The organism is Agromyces zhanjiangensis, assembly GCF_040496055.1.
Lineage (GTDB): Bacteria > Actinomycetota > Actinomycetes > Actinomycetales > Microbacteriaceae > Agromyces > Agromyces zhanjiangensis.
The window spans coordinates 115,101-140,182 of sequence record NZ_JBEPKB010000008.1; the positions used below are offsets into that span (position 1 = coordinate 115,101).

Annotated in this window: 24 protein-coding genes and 1 tRNA gene; 13 read left to right on the forward strand and 12 right to left on the reverse strand. The window is 72.3% G+C overall.

Features of this window, described 5'->3' with window-relative positions; genetic code table 11:
* Nucleotides 1-118 precede the first annotated feature (118 nt).
* The 4 genes from ABME02_RS14880 (at nt 119) to ABME02_RS14895 (ending at nt 3,665) form a co-directional block, all read left to right on the forward strand.
* The gene (locus ABME02_RS14880; protein WP_353816117.1) at nt 119-649 is read left to right on the forward strand and encodes a hypothetical protein; all 531 of its coding nucleotides are present in this window, start codon (nt 119-121) and stop codon (nt 647-649) included.
* Nucleotides 646-1,275: a DUF1684 domain-containing protein gene (locus ABME02_RS14885; RefSeq protein ID WP_353816118.1), complete on the forward strand. Its 630-nt coding sequence runs from the start codon at nt 646-648 to the stop codon at nt 1,273-1,275. Before ABME02_RS14880 ends, ABME02_RS14885 begins: the two co-directional genes overlap by 4 nt.
* Before the next feature lie 227 nt (nt 1,276-1,502).
* A complete protein-coding gene (locus ABME02_RS14890; RefSeq protein ID WP_353816119.1) occupies nt 1,503-3,065 on the forward strand; it encodes a DEAD/DEAH box helicase in 1,563 nt (520 codons plus the stop codon).
* Between the two features lie 96 nt (nt 3,066-3,161).
* Nucleotides 3,162-3,665 carry a GNAT family N-acetyltransferase gene (locus ABME02_RS14895; RefSeq protein ID WP_353816120.1) on the forward strand — a complete coding sequence of 168 codons (504 nt, stop codon included), beginning with the start codon at nt 3,162-3,164 and terminating at the stop codon, nt 3,663-3,665.
* 74 nt (nt 3,666-3,739) lie between these two features.
* Here ABME02_RS14895 and ABME02_RS14900 read toward each other — a convergent pair whose 3' ends face one another.
* Nucleotides 3,740-4,321, reverse strand: coding sequence for an NUDIX hydrolase family protein (locus tag ABME02_RS14900; protein WP_353816121.1), 582 nt, complete (start codon nt 4,319-4,321; stop codon nt 3,740-3,742).
* Nucleotides 4,322-4,413: 92 nt separating this feature from the next.
* Between ABME02_RS14900 and ABME02_RS14905 the strand changes: the two genes are divergently transcribed.
* Nucleotides 4,414-5,046: an alpha/beta hydrolase gene (locus ABME02_RS14905; RefSeq protein ID WP_353816122.1), complete on the forward strand. Its 633-nt coding sequence runs from the start codon at nt 4,414-4,416 to the stop codon at nt 5,044-5,046.
* A 29-nt stretch (nt 5,047-5,075) separates the two neighbouring features.
* On the opposite strand, the gene ABME02_RS14910 is transcribed toward ABME02_RS14905, so the two are convergent.
* A complete protein-coding gene (locus ABME02_RS14910; RefSeq protein WP_353816185.1) occupies nt 5,076-5,477 on the reverse strand; it encodes a DUF5997 family protein in 402 nt (133 codons plus the stop codon).
* Between the two features lie 140 nt (nt 5,478-5,617).
* On the opposite strand from ABME02_RS14910, the gene ABME02_RS14915 reads away from it, so the two are divergent.
* The 3 genes from ABME02_RS14915 to ABME02_RS14925 all read left to right on the forward strand — a co-directional run bounded on the left by ABME02_RS14915 (nt 5,618) and on the right by ABME02_RS14925 (nt 8,018).
* Entirely contained in the window at nt 5,618-6,334 is a 717-nt protein-coding gene (locus ABME02_RS14915; RefSeq protein WP_353816123.1) for a LysR family substrate-binding domain-containing protein, read from the forward strand.
* Complete coding sequence (locus ABME02_RS14920) at nt 6,331-7,083, forward strand: glutamine amidotransferase (RefSeq protein WP_353816124.1); 753 nt, start codon at nt 6,331-6,333, stop codon at nt 7,081-7,083. The genes ABME02_RS14915 and ABME02_RS14920 overlap by 4 nt, the downstream gene beginning before the upstream one ends.
* 116 nt (nt 7,084-7,199) lie before the next feature.
* The gene (locus ABME02_RS14925) at nt 7,200-8,018 is read left to right on the forward strand and encodes a universal stress protein (RefSeq protein ID WP_353816125.1); all 819 of its coding nucleotides are present in this window, start codon (nt 7,200-7,202) and stop codon (nt 8,016-8,018) included.
* 132 nt (nt 8,019-8,150) lie between these two features.
* On the opposite strand, the gene ABME02_RS14930 is transcribed toward ABME02_RS14925, so the two are convergent.
* Nucleotides 8,151-8,417 carry a GlsB/YeaQ/YmgE family stress response membrane protein gene (locus tag ABME02_RS14930; protein WP_353816126.1) on the reverse strand — a complete coding sequence of 89 codons (267 nt, stop codon included), beginning with the start codon at nt 8,415-8,417 and terminating at the stop codon, nt 8,151-8,153.
* 120 nt (nt 8,418-8,537) lie between these two features.
* On the opposite strand from ABME02_RS14930, the gene ABME02_RS14935 reads away from it, so the two are divergent.
* Entirely contained in the window at nt 8,538-9,620 is a 1,083-nt protein-coding gene (locus tag ABME02_RS14935) for a DNA polymerase IV (RefSeq protein ID WP_353816127.1), read from the forward strand.
* A gap of 6 nt (nt 9,621-9,626) precedes the next feature.
* Here ABME02_RS14935 and ABME02_RS14940 read toward each other — a convergent pair whose 3' ends face one another.
* On the reverse strand, nt 9,627-12,194 hold the full coding sequence (locus ABME02_RS14940) for an FG-GAP repeat domain-containing protein (protein ID WP_353816128.1): 2,568 nt from the start codon (nt 12,192-12,194) through the stop codon (nt 9,627-9,629).
* A 183-nt stretch (nt 12,195-12,377) separates the two neighbouring features.
* A tRNA-Ser gene (locus ABME02_RS14945) sits at nt 12,378-12,467 on the reverse strand.
* A gap of 115 nt (nt 12,468-12,582) precedes the next feature.
* Between ABME02_RS14945 and ABME02_RS14950 the strand changes: the two genes are divergently transcribed.
* Together ABME02_RS14950 and radA are read left to right on the forward strand one after the other, a co-directional pair.
* Nucleotides 12,583-13,368, forward strand: coding sequence for an SGNH/GDSL hydrolase family protein (locus ABME02_RS14950; RefSeq protein WP_353816129.1), 786 nt, complete (start codon nt 12,583-12,585; stop codon nt 13,366-13,368).
* 9 nt (nt 13,369-13,377) lie between these two features.
* Nucleotides 13,378-14,745 carry a DNA repair protein RadA gene (gene radA, locus ABME02_RS14955; RefSeq protein WP_353816130.1) on the forward strand — a complete coding sequence of 456 codons (1,368 nt, stop codon included), beginning with the start codon at nt 13,378-13,380 and terminating at the stop codon, nt 14,743-14,745.
* Here the strand turns inward: radA and ABME02_RS14960 are convergent.
* The 6 genes from ABME02_RS14960 to ABME02_RS14985 all read right to left on the reverse strand — a co-directional run bounded on the left by ABME02_RS14960 (nt 14,742) and on the right by ABME02_RS14985 (nt 22,641).
* Nucleotides 14,742-15,149 carry a dehydrogenase gene (locus ABME02_RS14960; RefSeq protein WP_353816131.1) on the reverse strand — a complete coding sequence of 136 codons (408 nt, stop codon included), beginning with the start codon at nt 15,147-15,149 and terminating at the stop codon, nt 14,742-14,744. The genes radA and ABME02_RS14960 overlap by 4 nt on opposite strands.
* A 264-nt stretch (nt 15,150-15,413) precedes the next feature.
* Entirely contained in the window at nt 15,414-16,082 is a 669-nt protein-coding gene (locus ABME02_RS14965) for a hypothetical protein (protein ID WP_353816132.1), read from the reverse strand.
* A gap of 74 nt (nt 16,083-16,156) precedes the next feature.
* Entirely contained in the window at nt 16,157-16,666 is a 510-nt protein-coding gene (locus tag ABME02_RS14970) for an amino-acid N-acetyltransferase (protein ID WP_353816133.1), read from the reverse strand.
* A 48-nt stretch (nt 16,667-16,714) separates the two neighbouring features.
* Nucleotides 16,715-18,664: a GMC family oxidoreductase N-terminal domain-containing protein gene (locus ABME02_RS14975; RefSeq protein ID WP_353816134.1), complete on the reverse strand. Its 1,950-nt coding sequence runs from the start codon at nt 18,662-18,664 to the stop codon at nt 16,715-16,717.
* A gap of 83 nt (nt 18,665-18,747) precedes the next feature.
* Nucleotides 18,748-19,941: a M20 family metallopeptidase gene (locus ABME02_RS14980; protein WP_353816135.1), complete on the reverse strand. Its 1,194-nt coding sequence runs from the start codon at nt 19,939-19,941 to the stop codon at nt 18,748-18,750.
* 177 nt (nt 19,942-20,118) lie between these two features.
* Nucleotides 20,119-22,641: an ATP-dependent Clp protease ATP-binding subunit gene (locus ABME02_RS14985; RefSeq protein WP_353816136.1), complete on the reverse strand. Its 2,523-nt coding sequence runs from the start codon at nt 22,639-22,641 to the stop codon at nt 20,119-20,121.
* A 201-nt stretch (nt 22,642-22,842) separates the two neighbouring features.
* On the opposite strand from ABME02_RS14985, the gene ABME02_RS14990 reads away from it, so the two are divergent.
* Entirely contained in the window at nt 22,843-23,367 is a 525-nt protein-coding gene (locus ABME02_RS14990) for a glycine cleavage system transcriptional repressor (RefSeq protein ID WP_353816138.1), read from the forward strand.
* 41 nt (nt 23,368-23,408) lie between these two features.
* Here the strand turns inward: ABME02_RS14990 and ABME02_RS14995 are convergent, their stop codons facing one another.
* On the reverse strand, nt 23,409-23,921 hold the full coding sequence (locus ABME02_RS14995) for a hypothetical protein (protein WP_353816139.1): 513 nt from the start codon (nt 23,919-23,921) through the stop codon (nt 23,409-23,411).
* 144 nt (nt 23,922-24,065) lie between these two features.
* Here ABME02_RS14995 and ABME02_RS15000 point away from each other — a divergent pair, with 144 nt between their 5' ends.
* Nucleotides 24,066-25,082: a pirin family protein gene (locus ABME02_RS15000; RefSeq protein WP_353816140.1), complete on the forward strand. Its 1,017-nt coding sequence runs from the start codon at nt 24,066-24,068 to the stop codon at nt 25,080-25,082.

Sequence of the window (25,082 nt, forward strand, 5' to 3'; positions counted from 1 at the left end):
GGATCGGCCGGGACCGGACCGCGCGACGGCCGGGCGACGGCCGAGCGATGACCGAGGGACGCCCGTGAATCCGGCGCGAATGCTTTGACGGGCCATCCGTCGCCCATATGGTCGAGCCATGCGGGTGCTGCTGAAGCTGACCCTCGACTGCGACGCGGATGCCGCGTGGCGCGCGATCCGCAGCCCGGCCGTGCTGCGCGAGGTTGTCGCGCCCTGGCTCGACTTCGAGTCGCTCGAGGCCGAGGGCTTCCCGGCGACGTGGCCCGAGGGGCCGCACCGGATGCGCGCGCTCGCGTTCGGCGTCGCGCCGAGCGGGGAGGAGTACGTCGACGTGTCGTACCCGGGCGGGCTCCCGCCCGGCGTGCGGATGCTCCGGGACGGCGGCGGCGCGGTGACCGGGCCGCTGTCGGCCTTCCGGCACTGGGACCACCGCATGGCGATCTCGCCCCTGCCGGGCGGGCGGGCGCTCTACCGCGACCAGCTGCGCGCGAGCGCCGGCGCGCTCGACGCCCTCTACTGGTACCCGACCTGGGCGTTCTGGCAGTACCGCGGTCGGCGGCTCCGCCAGCTCGCGCCGACCTGGGCGTACGACCCGCCCGGCACGGCGGACGCCGAGCGCGCCGAGGCGGCCCGGAGCGCCGGAGCATGACCGCATCCATCGGGGCCCTGCAGCTCAGCGACTGGCGGCGGCACGTGTTCGCCCTCTACGCGGGCGTCCGCCACCTGAACGTGCACGACCCGGCACAGGGGCACGAACTGTGGCGTTCGGGTCGCGACGAGCTGTTCGCGGGGCATCCGCAGTCCCCGCTCCTCCCGGACGACCGGGCGACCTTCACCGGGCTCGAGGTGGCACCGTATGACCCGGACTGGCGATTCGAACTCGAGGTGCGCCGGCCCGACGAGCCGCAGCGGATGGTGGTGGAGAGCTCCACGGACGGGAGGATCCCGTTCTCGCTCGTCGGCACCGTGCGGCTGCCGTACCTCGGCACGCTCGACGTCTGGCGGCTCGCCTCGTACGGCGGCGGGCTGTTCCTGCCCGTCAAGGACGGCCTGGCGGGCGCGCCGGGCGGCACGTACGGCGGGGGCCGGTACCTGCTCGACACCGTCAAGGGCGCCGACCTCGGCTCGGGCGGCAACGACGACAGCCTCGTCGTCGACTTCAACTTCGCGTACAACCCGTCGTGCGCCTACGACCCGTCGTGGTCGTGCCCGCTCGCGCCCCCGGGGAACACCCTCCGCGAGGCGATCCCGGTCGGCGAGCGGATGCCGCGCTGATGCGTCGCCCAGCTTCCCGGATCGGGCACCTGCTATGGTGGTCCGCGGTGTGCGCGACGAACGCGCCGCCTGCGTCGTAGACACGCTTCCGGGCCTCGAGCCCGTTGACTTCATACGGCGAACGGATTCGCCGCCCGGCGTCTTCGCCACCACCCACCGCCGGGTCCATCCGCCGCTGTCGCATCGTGCACCGGCGCGCCCGGCCGTGCCATCCGAAACGGACCCCCTTGACCGAGATCACCTTCGGCGCGCTCGGCGTGCCCGCTCCCCTCGTCGCGGCCCTCGCGGCGGAGGGCAAGACGACCCCCTTCCCCATCCAGGCCGACACCCTGCCCGACACGCTCGCCGGCCGCGACGTGCTCGGCCGCGGCAAGACCGGCTCGGGCAAGACCATCGCGTTCGCGCTGCCCATGGTCGCCCGCCTCGGCACCTCGCTCGCCGGCGGCCGCCGCCGTGCGGGTCGCCCCCTGGGCCTCGTGCTCGCGCCGACGCGCGAGCTCGCGACCCAGATCACGCAGACCTTCGAGCCGCTCGTCGCGGCGTACGGGTTGAAGGTCACCACGATCTTCGGCGGCATCAACCAGAAGCGCCAGGTCGAGGCGCTCCGTGCGGGCGTCGACATCGTCGTGGCGACGCCCGGCCGCCTCGAGGACCTCATGAAGCAGGGCTTCGCCCACCTCGACGCCGTCGAGATCACGGTGCTCGACGAGGCCGACCACATGGCCGACCTGGGCTTCCTGCCGGTCGTCACGCGCATCCTCGACAAGACCCCCACCGGCGGCCAGCGCCTGCTCTTCTCGGCGACGCTCGACAACGGCGTCGACCGCCTCGTCAAGCGCTACCTGCAGAACGAGGTGCTGCACTCGGTCGACGAGGCGCACTCGCCCGTCGCCGCGATGACGCACCACGTCTTCCAGGTCGCCGACACCGACGCCAAGCACGAGCTCGTGAAGACCCTCGCGTCGGGCACCGGCCGACGCATCCTGTTCATGCGCACGAAGCACCACGCCAAGAAGCTCGCGAAGAAGCTCACCGAGCAGGGCATCCCCGCGGTCGACCTGCACGGCAACCTCTCGCAGCCGCAGCGCGACCGCAACCTCGCGGCGTTCGGCGACGGCTCGGTCAGGGTCATGGTCGCCACGGATGTCGCCGCCCGCGGCGTGCACGTCGACGACATCGAGCTCGTCATCCACGTCGACCCGCCCATGGAGCACAAGGCGTACCTGCACCGGTCGGGCCGCACCGCGCGGGCCGGCAGCGAGGGCGACGTCGTGACGATCGCGCTCCCCGGCCAGATGGACGACCTCGGCAAGCTCCTCCGCAAGGCCGAGATCCGGGTCGCCCCCGAGAAGGTCGTGCCGTCGACGCCGAAGGTCGTGCAGCTGGTGGGCGAGGTCGCCCCCTACGTCAAGCCCGCACCGCGCGAGGCGAAGCCGCAGCAGGGCCGCGGCCGGTCGCAGGGCGCGAACGCGCAGCGCAAGCGCGCCGCCCGCGAGGAGCGCGCGGCGGGCGTCGCGCAGCCGGCCGGTCAGGGTCGCCGCAGCCGCGGCCGCGGCCGTGGCGGTCAGTCGGACGTCGCGCCCGCGACCCCGCGGCGCGACCGGTCGGGCCGTCCCGCCGAGGCGAAGTCGAACGCCCCGAAGCAGGGATCGGGCCACTCGCGCGGTGCCCAGACGACGGGCGCGCAGCGCGGGTCGTCGACCCGCGGATCGCAGAAGCAGCCGCTGCGCGTCGGCAGCCTGGTGTCGCCGAACCGCAACACGCGCACGAACCGGCGCGCCCAGGGCTGACGCCCGCCGGCAGCCACGACGGCCCCGCACCCGAGGAGGGTGGCGGGGCCGTCGCCGATTTCGCCCGCGACCGTGGCGCGGGTTAGCCTGTGCCGCATGAGCACCGAGGTCGCTGCCGATGTCGTCATCCGTCCCATCCGCGATTCCGACGCCGAGGCGCTCGGCCGGGTCCACGCGCAGTGCTGGCACGAGGACTACGACCAGCTCGTGAGCGCCGCGACGCTCGAGAACCTCTCTCCGCGGCGCATGGCCGAGCTCTGGACCCACTGGATGAGCCAGGGCGAGGAGTTCACGCACGTCGCCGCCCTCGTCGAGGGCGAGATCGTCGGATTCGCCGGAGCGGGCCCCGCCCGTGACGAGGACGCGCCGCGCGAGCGCGAGCTGTTCTTCATCCACCTGCTCGACGCGCACCACGGCAAGGGCATCGGGCAGAAGCTCTTCGATGCGGCCGTCGGCGACGCCTCCGTCTACCTGTGGGTGCCGTCGGCGAACGAGCGTGCGGTGCACTTCTACGACCGCAACGGCTTCACGGCCGACGGCGTCTCGCACGACGAGCCGTTCCTCGGCGAGAGCATCCACGAGGTGCGGATGGTGCGCTGACGCGCGCCTCCCGTCGCGGCGCGGGCTGAGCCGTCACCGGGCGCCGACGTGCCGGCCGCGCTCGCGGCATCCGCTCAGACGAGCGCGCCGACCGCGGCGAGCGCCCGTCGCAGCAGCACGCCGCGCCCGCCCTCCATCTCGGAGCCGAACGCGTCGCTCGCGGCCTCGGCCGGCGACACCCACGTGACCTCGAGCGCGTCCTGGCGGGGTTCGCACGTGCCGGTGACCGGCACGACGTAGGCGAGCGAGACGGCGTGCTGCCGCTCGTCCGTGAAGGGCGAGATCCCGGGCAGCGGGAAGTACTCGGCGACCGTCGCGGGCACCGGGCTCGACGGCAGCAGGGGGAACGCCATCGGGCCGAGGTCCTTCTCGAGGTGGCGGAAGAGCGCGTCGCGGATCGTCTCGCCGAACATCACGCGGCCCGAGACGAGCGTGCGCGTCATCTCGCCGACCGCATTCGCCCGGAGGAGCACGCCGACCTCGGTGACCTGCCCGACGCCGTCGACGCGCACGGGCACCGCCTCGACGTACAGCAGCGGCAACCGTCCGCGGATCTCCGCGAGCTCGAGGTCGGAGAGCCAGCCCGGGTTGGCGGGCGGCTGGACGACCGATTCGTCGTCGGGGTTCCAGTCCGGGTCCGGAGTGCGTACGGCCATGGCTCGATTCTGCCCCACGTGCCGCCGGAGCGCCGTGAACCGGGCTCGGGACGACGTCGGGCGGGTTCTTCGCACCGGGGTACGATGCCCGGATGCGGATCGACGACGAGGCGGTGATGTGGTCGGCATCGCCGGCCGACCGGGCCGGGCGGCCCCTGCTGGTGCTGCTCCACGGCTACAACTCGCACGAGGGCGACCTGTTCGGCCTGAGCCCGTACCTGCCGCTCGAGCCCGCGATCGCCTCGCTCCGCGCCCCGATCTCGACCGGCTACGGCCACGCCTGGTTCCCGCTCCTCGCGCAGGGCGAGGAGTTCGCGATGACCGGTGCCGATGAGGCGACGACCGCCGTGATCGAGTGGCTCGACCGCGTCGCGCCGGGCGCGGCATCCGTGGGCCTGCTCGGCTTCTCGCAGGGCGGAGCGATGGCGCTCGAGCTGCTGCGCCGAGCGCCCGAGCGGTTCGCGTTCGCGGTGAGCCTCGCCGGGTTCGCGCTGCCGGGCACGCGTGAGGGCGACGAGCGGATGGCGGAGCTCGCGCCGCCCGTCTTCTGGGGGCGCGGCACGGTCGACGAGGTGATCCCGTCGACGTCGGTGGTGCTGACGCAGGAGTGGCTTCCGGCGCACGCGTCGCTGGACCAGCGCGTCTACGAGGGGCTCGGCCACTCGGTGTCCGACCGGGAGATCGGGGACGTCCGAGCCTTCCTGGCCGCGCGCTACGCGGCCTGACGCCGAGTCATCGCACGCTGCTGCGCGGATCAGGCCCCCGCGCCGCCTCCGCCGCCGCCGCGCCCCTCGTCGCCGCGCGCGGCACGCTCGGCGTCGCGCTCGGCGATGCGTCGCTTCTCGGCGCGCACGCCGGCCTGGCGCGCCCGCTCCTCGACGAGCCACTCGGGCGGGGCCTCGAGCATGGCCTTGATCTCGGCGGTCGTGAGCGGGTCGGTGATGCCGGCTCGGGCGAGGCCGGAGTTCGAGACGCCGAGCTTGGCGGCGACGACGCTCCGCGGGTGGGGACCGTCGCGGCGCAGGGTCGCGAGCCACTCAGGCGGGTCGGCCTGGAGTGCGGCGAGCTCGTCGCGAGTCACCGGCGCGCCGCGGAAGGCCTCCGGTGTCGCGTCGAGCAGGATGCCGAGCTTCTTGGCCGCCGTCTCCGGCTTCATCGACTGGGACTGGCGGGGCTTGTCGGCGTTCACCCCTCCACGGTAGTCGCGTGCGCGTCCCGGCGCGCAACGGGACGTCGCGCCGGGTCGCCCGGCGCTAGCCTGAGAGGGCCGCGCGGGCGGCGGGAACGAGGTCGGACGTGTCGCTGCGGCTGAGGTACGTCGCGGGGGTGAGCCCCGCGAAGTGGCTTCGGGCGTGGGCCGACCGCCGACCCGACGTGCCGCTCGAGGCGGTCCGGGTCGACGAGGCCGCACAGCTCGCGGACGTGCGCTCCGACGGCGCCGACCTCGCGTTCGTGCGCCTGCCCGTCGACGACGAGGGCCTGCACGTCATCCCGCTGTGGGAGGAGATCGCGGTCGCGGTGCTGCCCAAGGACCACGCGTTCGCGGAGGCGGAGGGGCTCGCACTGGCCGACCTCGCCGACGAGGCGCGGGCGCCCGAGCAGGCCGACCCGGCGATGACCGTCGAGCTCGTCGCCGCGGGGACGGGGTGGGCCATCCTGCCGCACGGCGTCGCCCGCCTCCATCATCGCCGCGACGTCGTCGCGATCCCGGTGACGGACGCCCCGGCCACCCGCATCGCGCTGGTCTGGCGCGTCGAGCGCGACGACGACGACATCCAGGAGTTCGTCGGCGTCGTCAGGGGGCGCACGGCCCGCAGTTCCCGGAGCGGCCGAGCGGACGCCGCGGCCGGCGATGCCGAGGCGCGCGCCGACCGGCGCAGCGGGAGCGAACGGAATGCTCGCGGGGCCGGTGGCGACGCCGGACGGGCGGCCCGCGGGAAGCACGGCGGTGGTGCGCGCGGTTCCCGGCGCGCGGGCGCCCAGGGCCGACGGAAGGGCGGGAAGCGCCGATGACCGAGCCTCGCGACTTCCTGTTCCTCTCGGCGCGGCCCGAGGTCGAGGCGGTGGGCCCCGAGTACGAGTCGGTGCGTCGCGCGTCCGGGCTCGACGCGGGCCGCCTCGACCACGTGCGACTCGACGTCGAGTCGATCGGCGACCTCGATCCGCGCCGGTACGCGGGCATCATCGTCGGCGGCAGCCCGTTCAACGTGACGACGCCCGAGAACCGGAAGCACCCCACGCAGCTCCGGGTCGAAGCCGACCTCGCCGGGATCGCCGAGCGTGCGCTGGCCGCCGACCATCCGGTGCTGTTCACGTGCTACGGCATCGGCGTCCTGACCCGGGTGCTCGGCGGCGAGGTCGGGACGCTCTACGGCGAGGAGGCGGCCCCCGTCGAGATCACGCTCACCGACGCCGGCCGCACCGACCCGATCCTCGGCGGCCTGCCTGTCCGGTTCGACGCCCTCGTGGGCCACAAGGAGGCCACGAGCCGCCTGCCCGACGGCGTCGCCCACCTGGCGGGCTCGGCCGGATGCCCCGTGCAGGTCTACCGCGCCGGATCGAGCGTCTACGCCACGCAGTTCCATCCCGAGGTCTCGGCGGCCGACTTCATCGCGCGCGCCGGCGTCTACCGGCACCACGGGTACTTCCCGGCGCACGAGCTCCAGGCGCTCCGCGACCGGGTGAACTCGGCATCGATCACCCATCCGCAGCGGATGCTGCGCCGCTTCGTCGAACTCGCCGACGCGCGCGGCACGGACTGACGGGCACCCGCTCGTCGAACCGCCGGCGGTCGGGCGGCCTGTCGGGCGGACCTTCGGCCCGACACCGGCCGGCGTGTTCGGGCAGGGTCGAGACCGTACCGATCGAAGGGCTGGACATGCACGAGAAGACGGTGGTGGGGTGGGACGGCGGCGCCACGGCGGAGACGGCACTCGCGTGGGCCGTCGCCCGCGCTGGGCGGCAGCCGGAGGGCGCGCGGTCCGTCACGATCGTCCGCGCGGTGGACCCGAACTCGATCGCCGGCGACGATCGCGAGACCGCGGAACTCGTCCGCGTCGCCGAGACCGAGGTCGAGGCGGCCGCGGCACGGATCCGCGCGGAGCATCCGGCGCTCGACGTCGAGGCGGAGGTCCTCCGCGACGAACCGGGTGACGCGCTCTGCGACCGGACGGGCGAGAGCAGCCTCGTCGTGGTCGGCGCCGAGAACGGCAGGACCGACGAGTTCTGGCACAGCTCCCGCATCGGGGTCCGGCTGTGCGGCATGGCCGGCGGCCCCGTCGCAGTGATCCCGATCGGCGACGCGCGACCGCGCTCCGGCGTCCTCGTCGCGGTCGACCACGGCCCGGCCGCGGAGCACCTGTGCCGCTTCGCCGCGGCGTTCGCCGCGTCGATCGGCGAGACGCTGCATGCGGTGCACGTCGGATCGCGATCCCACTCGATGGACACCGACGTCGAGGAACTCGATGCGGCGTTGGTGCCGGCGCGGCACGCGCACCCCGACCTCGAGATCGTGACGCACGTCGTGTCGGGGCCGACGGCGGCGACGCTCCTCCACCGAGCACAGGACCACGGGACGGTGATCGTGGGCTCGCGCAGCCTCGGCGTCGTCCGGCGACTGTTCCTCGGCTCGGTGAGTCACGCCATGGTGACGAATGCGCGCTGCCCCACCATCGTGGTGCCGCCGATGCACGGATGACGCGCCGCCGCGGGGTCGGCTCGGAACGCCCCGCCGGAACGACGAGGTGGCCGCGACGTCCTGTCTCCAGGATGTCGCGGCCACCTCGTGGATCGGCCCTGACCGTGCGGGCCCTGGGTTCGGGCCGGGCGGTCAGGCGGTCTTCCTGCGACCGACGATGAGTCCGTAGATGAGCAGGACGATGATCGAGCCGCCGATGGCGAGCAGCCAGGTGGTGAGGTTCCAGAACTCGCCGAGCTGGACCCCGAAGAGCACGCTCCCGAGCCACCCGCCGAGCAGGGCGCCGATGACGCCGAGCAAGAGGGTGATGAACCAGCCGCCGCCCTGCTTTCCGGGCAGGATCAGCTTGGCGATGGCCCCGGCGATCAGGCCGAGGAGCAGGAATGCGAGGAAACTCATCGATTCTCCTTCCGTTGTGCCAACTGTCCTCCTGAATGCTTCCTGAGTGCAAGAGGTTGTGCGGGCGTGTTCGCGTGCGGTACTTGCGCGACGCGGCCGCGCGGCGCGAGTCTGGCCTGCATGGGGGGGCATGCGCACGCCTGGGTGCTGCACGTCGACCTCGACCAGTTCATCGCCGCGGTCGAGGTGCTGCGGCATCCGGAGCTCGACGGCAGGCCCGTGATCGTCGGCGGGCGCGGCGATCCTACGGAGCGCGCCGTCGTCTCGACGGCGTCGTACGAGGCGCGCGAGTTCGGCGTCGTCTCGGGAATGCCGCTGCGCATCGCCGCGCGGAAGGTCCCGGATGCGGTGATCCTCCCGGTGGACGCACCCGCCTACACCGCCGCATCCGCCGAGGTGATGGCGACGCTCCGGGCGCATCCCGGCGCCGTCGTGCAGGTGCTCGGGTGGGACGAGGCGTTCGTCGGCGTCGACGTCGCCTTCCCCGAGGCGACGGCGCGGGACCTGCAGCGCGAGGTGCTGGAGCGCACGGGACTGCACTGCAGCGTCGGCATCGGCGACACGCTGCTGCGGGCGAAGGTGGCGACCGAGTTCGGCAAGCCCGGCGGCGTGTTCCGGCTCACCGCCGCGAACTGGATGGCGGTCATGGGTGATCGGCCGACGAAGGCCGTCTGGGGCGTCGGCCCGCGCATCGCGCGCCGACTCGCCGCGCACGGCATCGAGAGCGTCGCACAGCTCGCCGACGCCGACCTCGACGTGCTCGTCGGCGAATTCGGACCGCGCATGGGCCCCTGGTACCGGCAGCTCGGGCGCGGCGAGGGCACGCGCGTGGTCGACGACACCCCATGGGTCGCCCGCGGGCACAGTCGCGAGAGGACGTACCAGCAGGACCTCACCGATCCCGCCGATATCGAGGCGGCACTCGGCGAGCTCGTCGAGCAGGTGCTGTCCGACGTCGCCACCGAGGGGCGGCCGGTCATCGGGCTCACCCTCAAGGTGCGGTACGTGCCGTTCACGACGAAGACCTTCAGCCGCCGCATCAGGCCGCCGACGAGCGACCGGGACGAGGTGCTCGCGCACGTGCTCGACCTCGCGGGCAAGCGCGACGCGACCCGAGCCGTGCGCCTCCTCGGCATCCGCGCGGAGATGCCGATGCCCGAGGATGCGCGCGACGGGCACACGCCGACGCGCAGCGGATGGTGACGCGCATCACGCCCCCGGTGGGCACCCCGCGTTCGAGTATTCGTCCGATCGGCAGGGGATGTTCCACCCGTCGCGACCGCGGAAGACGTCCTCCTTGTCCTGATCGAGGTTGCAGGTGTCGAAGTTCCAGGTCGTCGCACAGCTGGAGTCGGGCGAGTGGAACAGCTGGTGGACGAACTCGTCCTTCACGTGGAGGAACAGACCGTCGTACAGTCCCCAGCACACACCCTGTGCATTCGAGCAGTATTCGTTGTCGTTGCCGGCGTACACGTTCCAGATCGCGGGCGTCAGCATCTGCCACGTCGAGATCGTGTAGGAGCGCAGCGACGCGGCCGTCATGCGGGCTTCGACGTCCGACTGCGGTTCCGCCCAGACGAGGGCCTCGATGAGGAGATCGCCGGCCGTCAGGCGGCCGTAGTCCGCGGCGACCGCCGCGCGAGCGTTCCCGTTGCCGGTGAGCGCGTCCTGGTACGACGTCTCGAGGCCGGCCTCGATCTTGACGTAGTCGCCCTGCAGTTCACCCGTCGTCGGTGACGTCGCGAATCCGACGCCCGCGGAGATCGCCGTCGCGACGAGCCCGCCGATCGCCGAGCCCGCGGGTCCGCCCGCGACCGCCGCGGACCTGACGACTCCCCCGAAGATGTTGAAGACGGATGCCTCGAGGCTCGCCTTCGAGCTCTCGGAGTAGGAGAGGCGCGAGCTCGTCGCGTCGAAGCTCTTGAGCGCGACCATGTCGGTGATCCGGCCGCGTACGACCTCGAACCAGTCCGCCACGCCCTTCGCGGCGCCGATCTCGGCGAGCAGCTGCGTCTGCATGGGCGTCCAGACGCTCGCTGCCACGCCGAGCTGGCTCGCCGTGAGGGCCGTGATCGTGGTCGTCCAGCACGAGAACGCCCCGTCACTCGCCGTCTGATAGGCGGTGCGGAGGTCGAAGCCGGGGTCGATCGTGCCGCCGAACATGGAGTTCAGCTGGTCGTAGGCCTTGCCCGCCGCCCCGGTGCTGTAGTCGGGGAACACGGCGGACGGGCTCTCCCACGCGAGGCCCTTCGTGTTCCAGCGGTACGTCTGCACGCCCGTCGGCCCGCGCCCGATGACCTCGACACGCGGATCGGGGATGCGGGAGGAGCCGCCGACCTGCGCCGTGAGGCCGATCTCGCCGACGTGGATCGTCGGGTAGGACATCTCCCGGTGCCATCCGGCGTCGTCCGGGAACGGGCCGGAGACGCCGAGCTCGACCCACTTCTTCGTCGAGGTGTGCAGCGACCACGTGTGGAGGCCGTTCGCGGCGCGTCCGATCACCTCGGCCGCGCCGTCACCGTCGACGTCGCCGGTCTGGATCGTGGAGAAGTACTTCGCCTGCTGCCAACCTCCCGCATCGGTGAAGTCGTCCGTGAGGTCGGGCAACGGCACCCACGCGCCCTCGAGGAACCGCCACGCGACGATGCCGTCCTTCCCGCGACCGAGCACGTCCGCGGCCCCGTCGCCGTCGAGGTCGGCCGTCTGGATCGTCGCATAGTGCGACGCCCCCGCCCAGCCGTCGGCGTCGCCGAGCTCCGCCAGGACCGGCAACTCCGTCCATCCCTTCGTCGTCGGATCGTACGTGTACGCCTCCAGTCCGCCGCGGTTGCGGGCGAGCACCTCGTCGCGACCGTCGCCGTCGAGGTCCGCCGTCTGCAGCGTCGAGTAGTACTCGGCCTCGTCCCAGTGCGGCGTGATGAACGTGTCGAGTGTCGGCAGCTCCGCCCACGTGCCCGCGGATGCCTCGGCCGGCGACGGCTGGTACTGGAACACCTTCACGCCGCCGGGGGTGCGGCCGAGAACCGACGCGCGCTGCGAGCCGTCGACGTCGGCCGACTGCAGCGTCCTGGAGTACTCGGCCCGGTCGAGTCCCTGGGAGTCGGTGAAGTGGTCGAGCGTCGGGTACGACACCCACGAGTGGGAATCCGGATCGAAGGACTCGACGACGACGCCGTCCGCGCTGCGACCGAACACCTCCACGCCGGCGAAGCCGTCGATGTCGCCGGTCTGGATGGTCTCGTAGGAGCTCACCTCGGTCCAGCCGTCGGCGTCGCTGAACGGTGCCGCGTCCAGGGAACCCAGTGGCAGCCACTGGCCCGTATCGTGGTCGAACCCCTGCAGGTCGAGGCCGTTCGCCGTCCGGCCGAACAGCTCGGAGAGCCCGTCGCCGTCGACGTCGCCGAGCTGGATGGTGTCGTTGTACTCGGCGGGCGCCCACTGCGTGTCCGCCCAAGTCGGCAGCCCGAGCCCCGGTGTCGCGTACGGGCCGGACGGCGACCCAGCGGCGATCGGGCTGACCGGCGTCCCGGCCGACGGCGCGGATGCGCAGCCCGGGTCACTCAGGGGAGGCCGCTTCGCCGCCACGGGCGCCCCCACGGCCGGCGTGCCCACGGCCACCGGGACCACCAGCGCGGCGACCGCGACGAGGCCGATGGCCGATGCCCGTGCTCCGCTGCTCCGTCTGGGCCGGCGGTCGCGGCGGCGATGGTGGTGGCTCGCTGCGGCAGCGGCCTCCGCTCGAACTCGGCTCAGGAACCTCTTCTTCACACCAGTCATCGATCATCCTCACGCGCGTATCACCGCACCCCGAGGCTCCGCGAGCAGCTGTTCCCGACGCACAAGAGGTTCGGTCACCCAGTTCGCGGGCCACGGTATTGAGAGGTCGCCGACAGGCACAAGGACCCGTTCAGGGGCCACGATGACGAACGCCCCGCATCGCTCGGATGCGGGGCGTTCGGTTGGCGGTACCGGTGGGATTTGAACCCACGGTGCGCTTTCACGCACACAACTTTTCGAGAGTTGCACCTTCGGCCGCTCGGACACGGTACCGAGAACGATGATAGCGGCCCGCGGGCGAGGTGCCAAAACGAGCGGATGCGCGCCTCGGCGCCGCCCGCATGCCGCCGTTCAGCGCCCGTTCAGACACCCGCCATAGCGTCGCGCCATGGTCGACGAACGTCCGCCCGCGGCATCCGTCATCGCCGTACTCGTGCCGATCGCGCTGCTCACCGGGGTCGCGTTGGCGCTCCGCGCGGCCTGGCGATCGTTCAGGGAGCGGATCACCGCGAACAGCCTGATCCTCAACGAGACACTGCCCGTGCACTCGAAGTGGTGGCGCGACCACGCGAAGGTCCACGGCGAGATCCTGTACGTGGCGCTCGGCGACAGCGCGGCCCAGGGCATCGGCGCGAGCCGGCCCGATCACAGCTACGTCGGGCTGCTCGCACGGCTGATCCGCGACACGACGATGCGCACCGTGCGCGTCGTGAACCTCAGCGTCTCGGGTGCGACGACGACGCTCGCGGTGCAGGACCAGCTGCCGAAGCTCGCGAAGTTCCGGCCCGACGTCATGACGGTCTCCATCGGGGCGAACGACATCGCGAAGTGGGATCCCGTGGCGTTCGAGCGCAACCTCCGCGAGATCTTCGCCGCCGTGCCGCCGCACGCGCTCGTCGCCGACCTGCCGTTCTTCTACTTCCCCCACAACGAGCGGAAGGTCGCCGTGGCGAACCTCCTCCTCCGCCGGGTGGCCGCCGAATTCGACCTCGAGGTCGTGCGGCTGCACCGGGAGACCCGCGTCCGCGGGTGGCGGCGCATCTTCACGCACTTCGCGAACGACTGGTTCCACCCCAACGACCACGGGTACCAGGTCTGGGCCGATGCCTTCCGGCCGGCCCTGCTGGCATCGCTCGAGGCGCGGTTCCCCGTCGATGTCGGGGGCCGGCCCTAGGCTCGGGGCATGGCGAGATCAACGACCGCGTTCCGTTGCACCGAATGCGGTTGGAGCACCGTCAAGTGGGTCGGGCGATGCGCCGAGTGCCAGCAGTGGGGCACGGTCGTCGAGGCCGGCGTCGAGACGGGCATCGTGCGGAGCCTCCAGCCCGTGACGCCGAGCGCCGGGCGCGCCGCGCGACCGATCTCGGCGATCGTCGAGAGCGACGACGCCTCGCACCGTCCGAGCGGCGTCGGCGAGTTCGACCGGGTGCTCGGCGGGGGCATCGTCGCAGGCGCCGCGATCCTGCTCTCCGGCGAGCCGGGCGTCGGCAAGTCGACGCTGCTGCTCGAGGTCGCAGCGAGGGTCGCCGCCGCGGGTCGCCGCGTGCTCTACGTGAGCGCTGAAGAGTCGACCGCGCAGGTCCGACTGCGGGCCGGGCGCACGGGTGCGCTGCACGACGAGCTCTACCTCGCGTCCGAGACCGACCTCGCCACGATCCTCGGCCAGGTCGACCAGGTCTCCCCCGAACTGCTCATCGTCGACTCGGTCCAGACGGTCTCGAGCGCGCTCTCCGACGGACTGCCCGGCCAGCCGAGCCAGGTCCGCGAGGTCGCGTCGACGCTCATCCGCGTCGCGAAGGAGCGGCAGCTGCCCGTGCTGCTCGTCGGCCACGTCACGAAGGACGGCACGATCGCCGGCCCCCGCCTGCTCGAGCACCTCGTCGACGTGGTCTGCCAGTTCGAGGGCGACCGCCAGACCGCCCTCCGATTCGTGCGCGCGCTGAAGAACCGGTTCGGCCCGACCGACGAGGTCGGCTGCTTCGAGATGACGGGCGACGGCATCGCCGAGGTTCCCGACCCGTCGGGGCTCTTCCTCAGCCGCTCGCGCAACGCGGTGAGCGGCACGTGCGTGACGGTCGCACTCGAGGGGCGTCGGGCGCTCCCGGTCGAGGTGCAGGCGCTCGTCGTGGGCACGAAGGCGCCGCAGCCGCGGCGGGTCGTGAACGGGGTCGATCCGTCACGCGTCGCCATGATCATCGCGGTGCTCGAGCGCCGCGCCGGCCTCCGTCAGCTCGGCGAGCACGACGTGTACGTCTCCACGGTCGGCGGCGTGCGCCTCGTCGAGCCGGCGGCCGACCTCGCGATCGCCGTGGCGATCGCCAGCGCGATGCGCGATCGCGCCGTGCCGCACGACCTCGCCGCGGTCGGCGAGATCAGCCTCGCCGGCGAGGTGCGACCCGTCGCATCCGCTCGACAGCGTGCCGCCGAGGCGGCACGGCTCGGCTACCGAGCGCTCCTCGACGACGACCTCGGCAGCGTCCGTGCGGCGGTCGAACGGGCGATGATGGCGGCGTCGGGCACCCGCGAGCGCGAGCTCGACGCGGCGTTCTAGACCGCGAGCGCCTTCAGCAGCTCGGCGGGCGACGCCTGCATGGGGTGCGGTCCGGCGATGTCGAGGAACACCGTCGTGATCGTCGACTCGTGGCGGGTCAGGAACGACTTCAGCCACGCCGGGCTCTGCAGCCCGACGGCCGGCGGGAGGTTGGCGGGCTTGTGCTGGGCGTCGCTGAAGAGCAGCAGCGCGACCTCGCCCGAGTTCGGATCGCGATAGGTCCAGACCTCACCGCCGTCGAGCGGCCTGTCGCGCGGACCGGGCTTGATGAGCGGCACGACCGTGTTGCCGTTCCGGAGCGCCAGCGCGACGGCCGCCATGTCCTGCCGCTCGAGGGCTTCGGCGAGCGCCTGCGAGCGGAACTCGACGGGCTGCTTGGGCTTCGAACGCTTCGCACCGGCCATCCGCCCAGCCTACCGAGGCCGGTCTCCCCCGACCTGCACCGCTGCCCGGCCGCGCGACGGCCGCGTGCGACACCCCGCGCCGCCACGCGGCGGGGGCCCGCGGCGCGAGGTAACACCGCGGACCCCTTGGACCGCAGGATGGTTAGTCCGCCTCCGATCCTGCTGAGCATTCCTCGCCGGATCAACGGCGGGCCGTCACACACGGACACACGGGCTCCCACGCCGACGCGCGTCGATCGGCGAGCCGCGCGCGCCTCGGGATCGTCAGTAGAGCAGGAACTGTTTCGAGCTCGTCGACTCGAAGCCGCTCACGCTGACGTTCAGGTGATACGACGCGCCGCCCGCGGGAACGCTCGTCCGCTCGCCCCCGCAGGTGTCGGAGCTCGATCGCGTGCGGTCCCACGCGATCGGCTCGCTCGACGAGACGGGTGCGCCGGGCTCGATCGTGACGTCGGCGTCCACCGGGTCGACCTGGCAGTCGGTCGACGTCCAGTAGGTGTCGGCGCCACTCGTGACGGTGAACACCTGCGCCGCCGTGCCGACGTTGATGACGCACGAGTTCGGCCCGGTGTTGGTGATCGTCACCGAGAGCTTCGGCTGCTCGCCCGCGGCGTAGACGGCCGCGTCGGTGACGGCTTCCACCGTGATCTGCTCGGATCGGCACGGGTCGCCGTCACCGGCGGGCTCGGCCGCGGGCTCGCTCGCCGGCGGCTCGGCGGCATCCGTCGCGGTCGCGCGTTCGGTCGCAGGGGCCGACGGCGTCGCCGTCGCCGGTGCGGTCGCGCCGACGTCGTCGCCCTGGCTGGCGCCCGGGCGCACGAAGACGAGCACGACGGCGACGATCACCGCGACGAGGCCCAGGAGCACCATGAGCCGACGGCGTCGGTACACGGAGGCGGGCAGTCGCCCGGGCGCGGGGCGGTCTGTGGACATGGGCTCAGGCTACGGCCGCCCGGGGAACCGGGGCGTTCGGGCGCGCCGCGTGCTCGAACGCGGGTGAGGAACGCTCAGAGGACTTTCAGCATCCGGGTGTTGCCGAGCGTGTTCTGCTTGACGCGGGCGAGGTCCAGGAACTCGGCGACGCCCTCGTCGTGCGAGCGCACGAGCTCGGCGTACAGCTCGGGATCCACGGTCTCCGAGCCCATGTCCTCGAATCCGTGCCGACCGAAGAACGACACCTCGAAGGTCAGGCAGAACAGTCGGCTGAGCCCGAGATCGCGCGCGTCGGCCTCGAGCGCGGCGAGGAGCGCGTGCCCGACGCCGTGGCCCAGCCACTCGTCGCCCACCGCGAGCGTCCGGACCTCGCCGAGGTCCTCCCACATGACGTGCAGCGCACCGCAGCCGACGACCGTGCCGTCGGCGGTCTCCGCGACGCGGAACTCCTGCACGGCCCCGTACAGGTCGACCCGCTCCTTGCCGAGCAGGATGCGTCGGGCCACGAGGGGTTCCACGAGTTCCACGATCTTCGGCACGTCGGGCGTGCGCGCCCGGCGCACGGTGATGGGCGGCTGCGTCATCCGCTCATCGTATTGCGCCGGGACGCACCCGCCCGCCACCGGTCGCGGTCAGAGCTTCGCGGCGAGCTTGCGTGCGTTCAGGTGGCCGATCGCCTCGATCGTCACCATGGGGTTCACGCCCGAGCTCGTCGGGAAGGTCGACGCGTCGGCGACGACGAGGTTCGGCACCTCCCACGTCTCACCGTCCGGGTTCGCGACGCTCATGTCGGCCGATCCCCCCATGCGCGCCGTGCCCATGATGTGCAGGGCCGCCATCGCGCACCGACCGGGACCGTAGCCGGCGGCGTCGCACCGGGCGATGAAGTCGTCGATGGACGCACCCGACGCCCGCTCCCAGGTGAAGCCGGCCTGGTGGCCGGAGAACATGGTCTTCGCGCCCGCCGCCTCGAGCACCCGAGCGGCCCCCGCGACGCCGCGGGCCACCCGGGCCGCGTCGCGGTCGGAGAGCGTGTAGTGCAGCGTCGGCTCGCCGTCCTTGCCGACGCGGACCTCGCCGGAATCCTGGTCGCGCGTGATGACGCCGACGCTGCCCATGTTGGCGAGTCGACGCATCCGGTCCAACTGCGCGCCCGCACCGCGCCAGGAGAGGAACGCGACCGACAGGGCGGGGTTGGCGGCCGCGGTCTCGAAGACCGAGCCGTAGCCCGAGCCGTCCATGTCGGAGAACTCGGCCGAGTACCTCGTCTGCATGCCGCCTTCCCACGGGCGGACCTCCTCGTCGAACTCCGCCCACACGGCGGTGGCGGGGTGGAGCCGCAGGTGCTTGCCGAGGTTCGGGTTGCGCAGGCCGGAGCGGCGCAGCAGCGCGGGTGTCTGCACGCTGCCCGCCGCGGCGACGATGGCCTTCGCGCGCACGATCACGGTGCGCCCGTCGGCGGTCACCGCTCGGACGCCCGTCGCGCGCCCGCCGGAGACGGTGACCTCGCGCACGTCGACGCCCGTGTAGAGGCGTGCGCCGGCCCGTTCGGCGTCGACGAGCCAGGTCTTCGCCGTCGACTGCTTGGCGCCCAGCCGGCATCCCGAACCGCAGCGCCCGCAGTCGATCGCAGCGTCGCAGCCGATGACGTTCCGCTCGAGGGAACCCACGTGCCAGCCGAGCGCGCGGAGGCCGCGTTCCATGATGGCGTCGCGCGACGAGATCGGACTGTGATCGCCGTTGACGCCGATCCGCGACCAGACGGCGTCCATCGCGGCGTCGTACTCGCGGCCGGCGAAACCGGTCGCACCGAGAGAGGCCCATTCCTCGCGCACGCGGTCCGGCGTGCGGAACGAGGTCGAGTAGTTCACGACCGTGCCGCCGCCCAGGCATTGCGCCGACATGAGGCTCATCTGGCCCTCGGCCGTCGCACTCGGCCCCGGCGCGTACAGGCGGGTGAGGCCGCTGAGTTCGCCGCCGTCGAAGTCGCGGTCGTCGTAGTACTGGCCCTTCTCCAGCACCACGACGTCGTGGCCCGCCTGGGCGAGGACCGCCGCGGCGGTGCCCCCACCCGCGCCGGAGCCCACGACGACCACGTCGCAGTCGAGTTCGAGGTCGCTCGTCGGCGTCACCGGGGAGAGCGGCGGCTCGGCGCTGTCCGGACGCGGTCCGAGCGGACCGGGGTACTTCATCGCCGTCCACAGCGGCGAGACGCCGGTCGGCCCCGGGGCGAGGTAGTACGACAGCGTCGCGGCGCCCTTGAGGCTCTGGAACATCACGCGCTTGAGCGACGAGTCCGAGTCGGAGAGTGCGATGAGGGCCGCCTCGCGCTGCGCCGGCGACAGCTGCGAGAACCGCCGCGGCCCGATTCCGAGGAACATGCCCCAGACGCGCGTGTCCCACAGGGACAGGATGCGGGCGAGCTGCTCGGTCTCGGCCTTCCTCGGGTTGCGCGCGGCCATGCCCTCGGCGATGGCCACGGCGCCGATCGCGCTCGCGGAGGGGATGCCGTTGCCGTCACCGGGGGCGAACGTGTCGCAGATCGAGGTGAGGGCGGCACGCTGCGTGTCGGTCAAGTTCACGGGGAATCACTCCTGACGTCGTTGTCGTGCGCCAAGCATGCAATGAATACACTGGCGCGCGCAAGCAGGAAGTGAATTTCAATTCACCGGGATTGGCGGGGCGACCTCCGTGCCCCCACCCGCCGGGTCGTGACGGGCCCGTCCACCCCGAGCAGGTCGAGGATCAGCCCCGTCAGCAGCGCCGTGCGCACCGGGATGTCCTCGACCATCACGTGCTCGTGATCGGCGTGCGCTCCCCCGCCGACGGCGCCGAGTCCGTCGAGCGTGGGCACGCCGATCCCCCCGGTGAAGTTGCCGTCGGATGCGCCGCCGACGACGATCGCTTCGGGCAACGACAGGCCGAGCTCGCCGGCGACGGCGAGCGCGCGCCGCCACACGCCCTCGGTGGCGGTGACCTCGAGGGGCGGGCGGCCGACCCCGCCGTGCACCGCGATGCGCGCTCCGGTCGACGAGACGAGCGACCGGAACTCCGCGTCGACGCGTTCCTGCTCCGCCACGGACAGCGCACGCACGTCGACCTCGAACGAGGCGTGCGCCGGCACGGTGTTCAGGGTCGTCCCGCTCCGGGCGAGGGTCGGCGTGACCGACGTGCCGAGCGAGGCATCCGCGAACCCGGACACGACGCCGACCTGGTGGGCGAGTTCGAGCGTCGCGTTGAGGCCCTTCTCCGGCTCGAGGCCCGCGTGCGCGGCCCGTCCGGTGATCTCGACGCGGTAGCTCGACGTCCCCTTGCGTCCGATCTTCAGCGCCCCGCCGTCGCCGCTCGCCTCGAGCACCAGCGCGGCGACGCATCCGTCGGCCTCCTGCTCGATGAGCGGACGCGAGGTCACTGACCCGAGCTCCTCGTCGCCGGTGACCAGCAGCGTGACGGCGGCATCGGGCAGGTGGCCGAGGTGCGCCACGGCGTGGACCGCCATGACCAAGCCGGTCAGCATGTCGAAGCACCCGGGGCCCCGGATCACGCCGTCCTGGATGGAGAACGGATGGGTCTCGAGCGAGCCGATCGGCCAGACGGTGTCGTGGTGTGCGAGCAGGAGCACGCGCGGCGCATCGGTCTCGGGCGATCCGAGGTGCCAGCGGAGGTGGGTGCACCCGTCGACCACGATGCGCTCCGGCGCGAAGCCGATCCGCTGCTCGCCGATGTCGGCGACCACGTCGGCGGACCGTGCGACGGCCGCGAGGTCGGCGGACGGCGACTCCACCAGGATCATCCGCTCGAGGTCGAGCAGCATCTCCGGCAGGCTCTCGTCGGCCCAGTCCAGCAGCGGATGTCTCATCGCGGTTCGCCTCGCAGTCGACGTCGGGGATGGCCCTTCGACGATATCCCCGCCGCGCACCGCGCGGCATCCGTCGACGACCGCCTGGCACGACCGTCCTCGGATTCAGGAGCGCTCGACGCGACGACGACGAAGGGCGGATGCCGCAGCATCCGCCCTTCGTTTCGGAACCCTCGGTTACTGGCCGGCGGCCAGGTCCGGCGTCGCCGGGCCGGTGCCGATCGCCGCGCCCGTGTTCACGCCGACGCCCACGGGCAGCGCCCGCTGCGTCGTGGTGAAGACGAACTCGCCGTCCTTGAAGTCGACGTGCACGTGATCGCCCGAGTTGAGCTCGCCGTGCAGGATCTTCTCCGACAGCCGGTCCTCGACCTCGTGCTGCACCGCGCGGCGCAGCGGTCGGGCGCCGAGCGCCGGGTCGAACCCGACCTCGATGAGCCGCTCCTTGGCCGGGAGCGTGAGCTCGACGGTCATGTCGCGGTCGAGCATGCGCTCGCTGAGCCGCTTGATGAAGAGGTCGACGATCTGCAGCAGCTCCTCCTTGCTGAGCTGCGGGAACACGATGATCTCGTCGACGCGGTTCAGGAACTCGGGCTTGAAGTGCTTCTTCAGCTCCTCGTTCACCTTCGCGCGCATGAGGTCGTAGCCCGTGCGGGTGTCGCCCTCGATCTGGAAGCCCACGGGGCCGCCCGAGATGTCCTTCGTGCCGAGGTTCGTCGTCATGATGATGACGGTGTTCTTGAAGTCCACGACCCGGCCCTGGCCGTCGGTGAGACGACCCTCCTCCAGGATCTGCAGGAGCGAGTTGAAGATGTCGGGGTGGGCCTTCTCGATCTCGTCGAAGAGCACGACCGAGAACGGCTTGCGGCGCACCTTCTCGGTGAGCTGGCCGCCCTCCTCGAAGCCGACGAACCCGGGAGGGGCGCCGAAGAGGCGCGAGACCGTGTGCTTCTCGCCGTACTCCGACATGTCGAGCGAGATCATCGCCGACTCGTCGTCGAAGAGGAACTCGGCGAGCGCCTTGGCGAGCTCGGTCTTGCCGACGCCCGTGGGGCCGGCGAAGATGAACGACCCCGAGGGGCGCTTCGGGTCCTTGAGGCCCGCACGCGTGCGGCGGATCGTCTTCGAGAGGGCGGCGATCGCCTCCTCCTGGCCGATGACGCGCTCGTGCAGCGCCTTCTCCATGAAGACGAGTCGCGACGACTCCTCCTCCGTGAGCTTGAAGACGGGGATGCCGGTGGCCTGGGCGAGCACCTCGGCGATCAGGCCCTCGTCGACGACCGCGGTCGTCTTGACCTCGCCCGACTTCCACTGCTTCTCGAGGCGGAGCCGCTCGCCGAGCAGGTTCTTCTCCTCGTCGCGCAGCGACGCGGCCTTCTCGAAGTCCTGCTCCTCGATCGCGGTCTCCTTCGCCGAGCGCACGACGGCGATCTTCTCGTCGAACTCGCGCAGCTCGGGCGGCGACGACAGGATCGACAGGCGCAGGCGCGCGCCCGCCTCGTCGATCAGGTCGATGGCCTTGTCGGGCAGGAACCGGTCGCTGATGTACCGGTCGGCGAGGTTCGCCGCCGCGACGATCGCGCCGTCGGTGATGGACACCTTGTGGTGCGCCTCGTAGCGGTCGCGGAGACCCTTGAGGATGTTGATCGCGTGGGGCAGCGACGGCTCGGCCACCTGGATCGGCTGGAAGCGGCGCTCGAGCGCGGCATCCTTCTCGAAGTGCTTGCGGTACTCGTCGAGCGTGGTGGCGCCGATGGTCTGCAGCTCGCCGCGCGCGAGCAGCGGCTTGAGGATCGATGCCGCGTCGATCGCGCCCTCGGCGGCGCCCGCACCGACGAGGGTGTGGATCTCGTCGATGAAGACGATGATGTCGCCGCGCGTGCGGATCTCCTTGGTGACCTTCTTGAGTCGCTCCTCGAAGTCGCCGCGGTAGCGGGAGCCCGCGATGAGCGAGCCGAGGTCGAGCGAGTAGAGCTGCTTGTCCTTCAGCGTCTCGGGCACCTCGCCCTTGACGATGGCCTGCGCGAGGCCCTCGACGACGGCGGTCTTGCCGACGCCGGGCTCGCCGATGAGCACCGGGTTGTTCTTGGAGCGCCGCGAGAGGATCTGCATGACCCGCTCGATCTCCTTCTCGCGGCCGATGACCGGGTCGAGCTTCGACTCGCGCGCGGCCTGCGTCAGGTTGCGGCCGAACTGGTCGAGGATCTGCGAGCCGCCCTGCGGCTGCTGCTGCTCGTTCGCGCCGACCTGCACCTGCTCCTTGCCCTGGTAGCCGGAGAGGAGCTGGATGACCTGCTGGCGCACGCGGTTGAGGTCGGCGCCGAGCTTGACGAGCACCTGGGCGGCGACGCCCTCGCCCTCGCGGATGAGGCCGAGGAGGATGTGCTCGGTGCCGATGTAGTTGTGGCCGAGCTGGAGGGCCTCGCGGAGGCTCAGCTCGAGCACCTTCTTGGCGCGCGGGGTGAACGGGATGTGCCCCGTCGGCTGCTGCTGGCCCTGCCCGATGATGTCCTGCACCTGCTCGCGGACGGCATCGAGGGAGATCCCCAGCGACTCGAGCGCCTTCGCGGCCACGCCCTCACCCTCGTGGATGAGGCCGAGCAGGATGTGCTCGGTGCCGATGTAGTTGTGATTCAGCATCTTGGCCTCTTCCTGGGCCAGGACGACGACACGACGGGCTCGGTCCGTGAATCTCTCGAACATCTCAACTCCTCGCCGACGCCGGGTAGGGGCGTCGTTACGTTCAACGGTAACGACCGCGGCTCCGCGGTGGGCCGCTGTTCGCCACGGGCGCACGCTCCGTGACGTGGTTCGTCGCGGGGCGGCGAGCGGATGCCTCCGGCCCGCCCGTACTGACGTACGCCCGGGCTCGACGCACCCGTCGGCGCATGGTTGGATGCACGCATGCCCAGACTCGTGCTGACCGTCATCGGAGACGACCGCGCCGGACTCGTCGGGGCGCTCGCCGACGTCATCGGCGACCACGGCGGCAACTGGGAGCAGAGCCAGATGGCCGAGCTCGCCGGGCAGTTCGCCGGCATCGTCGTGGTCGACGTGCCCGCCGAGCAGGAGGCCGCGCTGCGTGCGGCGCTCGACGGGCTCGACGGGCTCATGGAGGTCGCGGCGCACCCGGGCCTGGAGGCGAAGGCCGAGGTCGAGGCATCCGCCTGGACGCCGCTGCGCATCGACCTGATCGGCAACGACCACCCGGGCATCGTGCGCGACATCTCGGCGGTGCTGGCCCGGCACGGGCTCAGCATCGAGACGATCACGACGGGCCAGCGAGATGCGCCCATGGCGGGCGGGCGACTGTTCGAGGCGCACCTCGTCGTCCGGGTGCCGCCGGGCGGCGATCCCGCCGACGTGCGCGACGACCTCGAGCGCGTGGCGAGCGAGCTGTTCGTCGACCTCACGCTCGGGCACGGCTGAGCTGCACCCGGCGCCCGTCGGCGCGACCGCGGCCCGATCGGCTACTTGACCGGCACGGTGACCCGCTGGTCGCCGATCGTCACGTCGAGCGGCTCGGTCGTCGTGGTGAACACCGGAGTCCAGAAGACCGTCGTGTGCGGAACGAAGTCCGCGGTGCACGGACGCGTCTCGGGTTCGGGCAGCACAACCTCGACGGCATTGCCCTCGCCTGCCTCGGCGAGCACCGTCAGCTCCGTCGGCACGACGGGGCAGGTCGACGACCCCCAGATGGTGATCGCGAGCTTGCCGCCGTCGTCGAGGTACTGCACGTAGGGTTCGTCGCCGGTCGGCTCGGGAACCTCGACCGTGTCCTCCTCGTCGGTCTCCTCCTCGGTCCCGCCGCCGAGATTCGTCTCCTCGCCGCCGGCCTCGTCCGTCGCCTCCTCCTCGGCGACCGGGAGGCCCGAGAAGTCCTCGACCGCGCCGGAGCCGGGGTTGCATGCGGTGAGCACCAGGGCGGAGGCGATGGCGAGCCCGGCGAGGAGGAGACGTCGAGGTTCGGTGAGCGAGGTCATGGCGCCATGCTGCCACGCGGCCGCACGCACCGGACGGGACCTCCGGCCCTACCGTCCGCGACCCCGTCGCGGCGCCGTGATCGCCGTGGGCGCCGCTCGTCCGACTGCTCCGCCCGCGTCGGCGCCCGCGCGTAGGATGCGGGAATGAGCAACCTCGAGCGCGATCCCGTCGAACTGCTCTGCCCGCCCGACGAGGCGACCGGGCCCGGGATCGACGTGTACGACTACCGCGAGGTCCCGCTCGGCGGTCCGCGGGCGATGCCCGTCCGTCGCACGCTCCCCCAGCGCGGCCGCACGACGATCGGCGCCTGGTGCTTCGCCGACCACTACGGTCCCGACGACGTGGCCGAGACGGGCGGCATGGTCGTGCCGCCGCACCCCCACACCGGCCTGCAGACCGTCAGCTGGCTCTTCGAGGGCGAGATCGAGCACCGCGACTCGACGGGCAGCCACGAACTGGTCCGGCCCGGCGGAGTCAACCTGATGACCGCCGGACGCGGCATCTCGCACTCCGAGGTCTCGACGCCCGGCACGACGCGCCTGCACGGCGTCCAGCTCTGGGTCGCGCTCCCCGCCGCGTCGCGCGACGTCGCGCCGTTCTTCGAGCACGCCGAGACCGAGCCGTTCACGCTGGGCGACGCGACCGTGCGCGTCTTCGTCGGCGAGCTCGCGGGCGACGGCGAGACGACGGATGCCGCGGCCGCGCCGATCACGGTCTTCTCCCCGATCCTCGGCGCGCAGGTCGACCTGCCGGCCGGCGGCTCGGTCGACCTCGCGCTCGATCCGACGTTCGAGCACGGCATCCTGGTGGACGCCGGCCCCGCGTTCGTCGAGGTGCCGGGCTCCGACGCGGCCGCCGAGGTGCCGTGGTCGCGACTCGCGCACCTCGAGCGCGGCCACGAGCGCGTGCGCGTGCGCGCCGACGCCGACCCGGTGCGCATCGTGCTGCTCGGTGGCGTGCCCTTCGGCGAGGAGCTCGTGATGTGGTGGAACTTCATCGGCCGCACGCACGAGGAGGTCGTGGAGTTCCGCCGTCGCTGGCAATCCGACGTGATCGACCGCAACGACCCCGACGGCCCGTTCGGCACCGTGTCCGGCTACGACGGCGACCCGCTGCCCGCGCCCGACCTGCCGACCGTGCGACTCAAGCCGCGGCGCTGA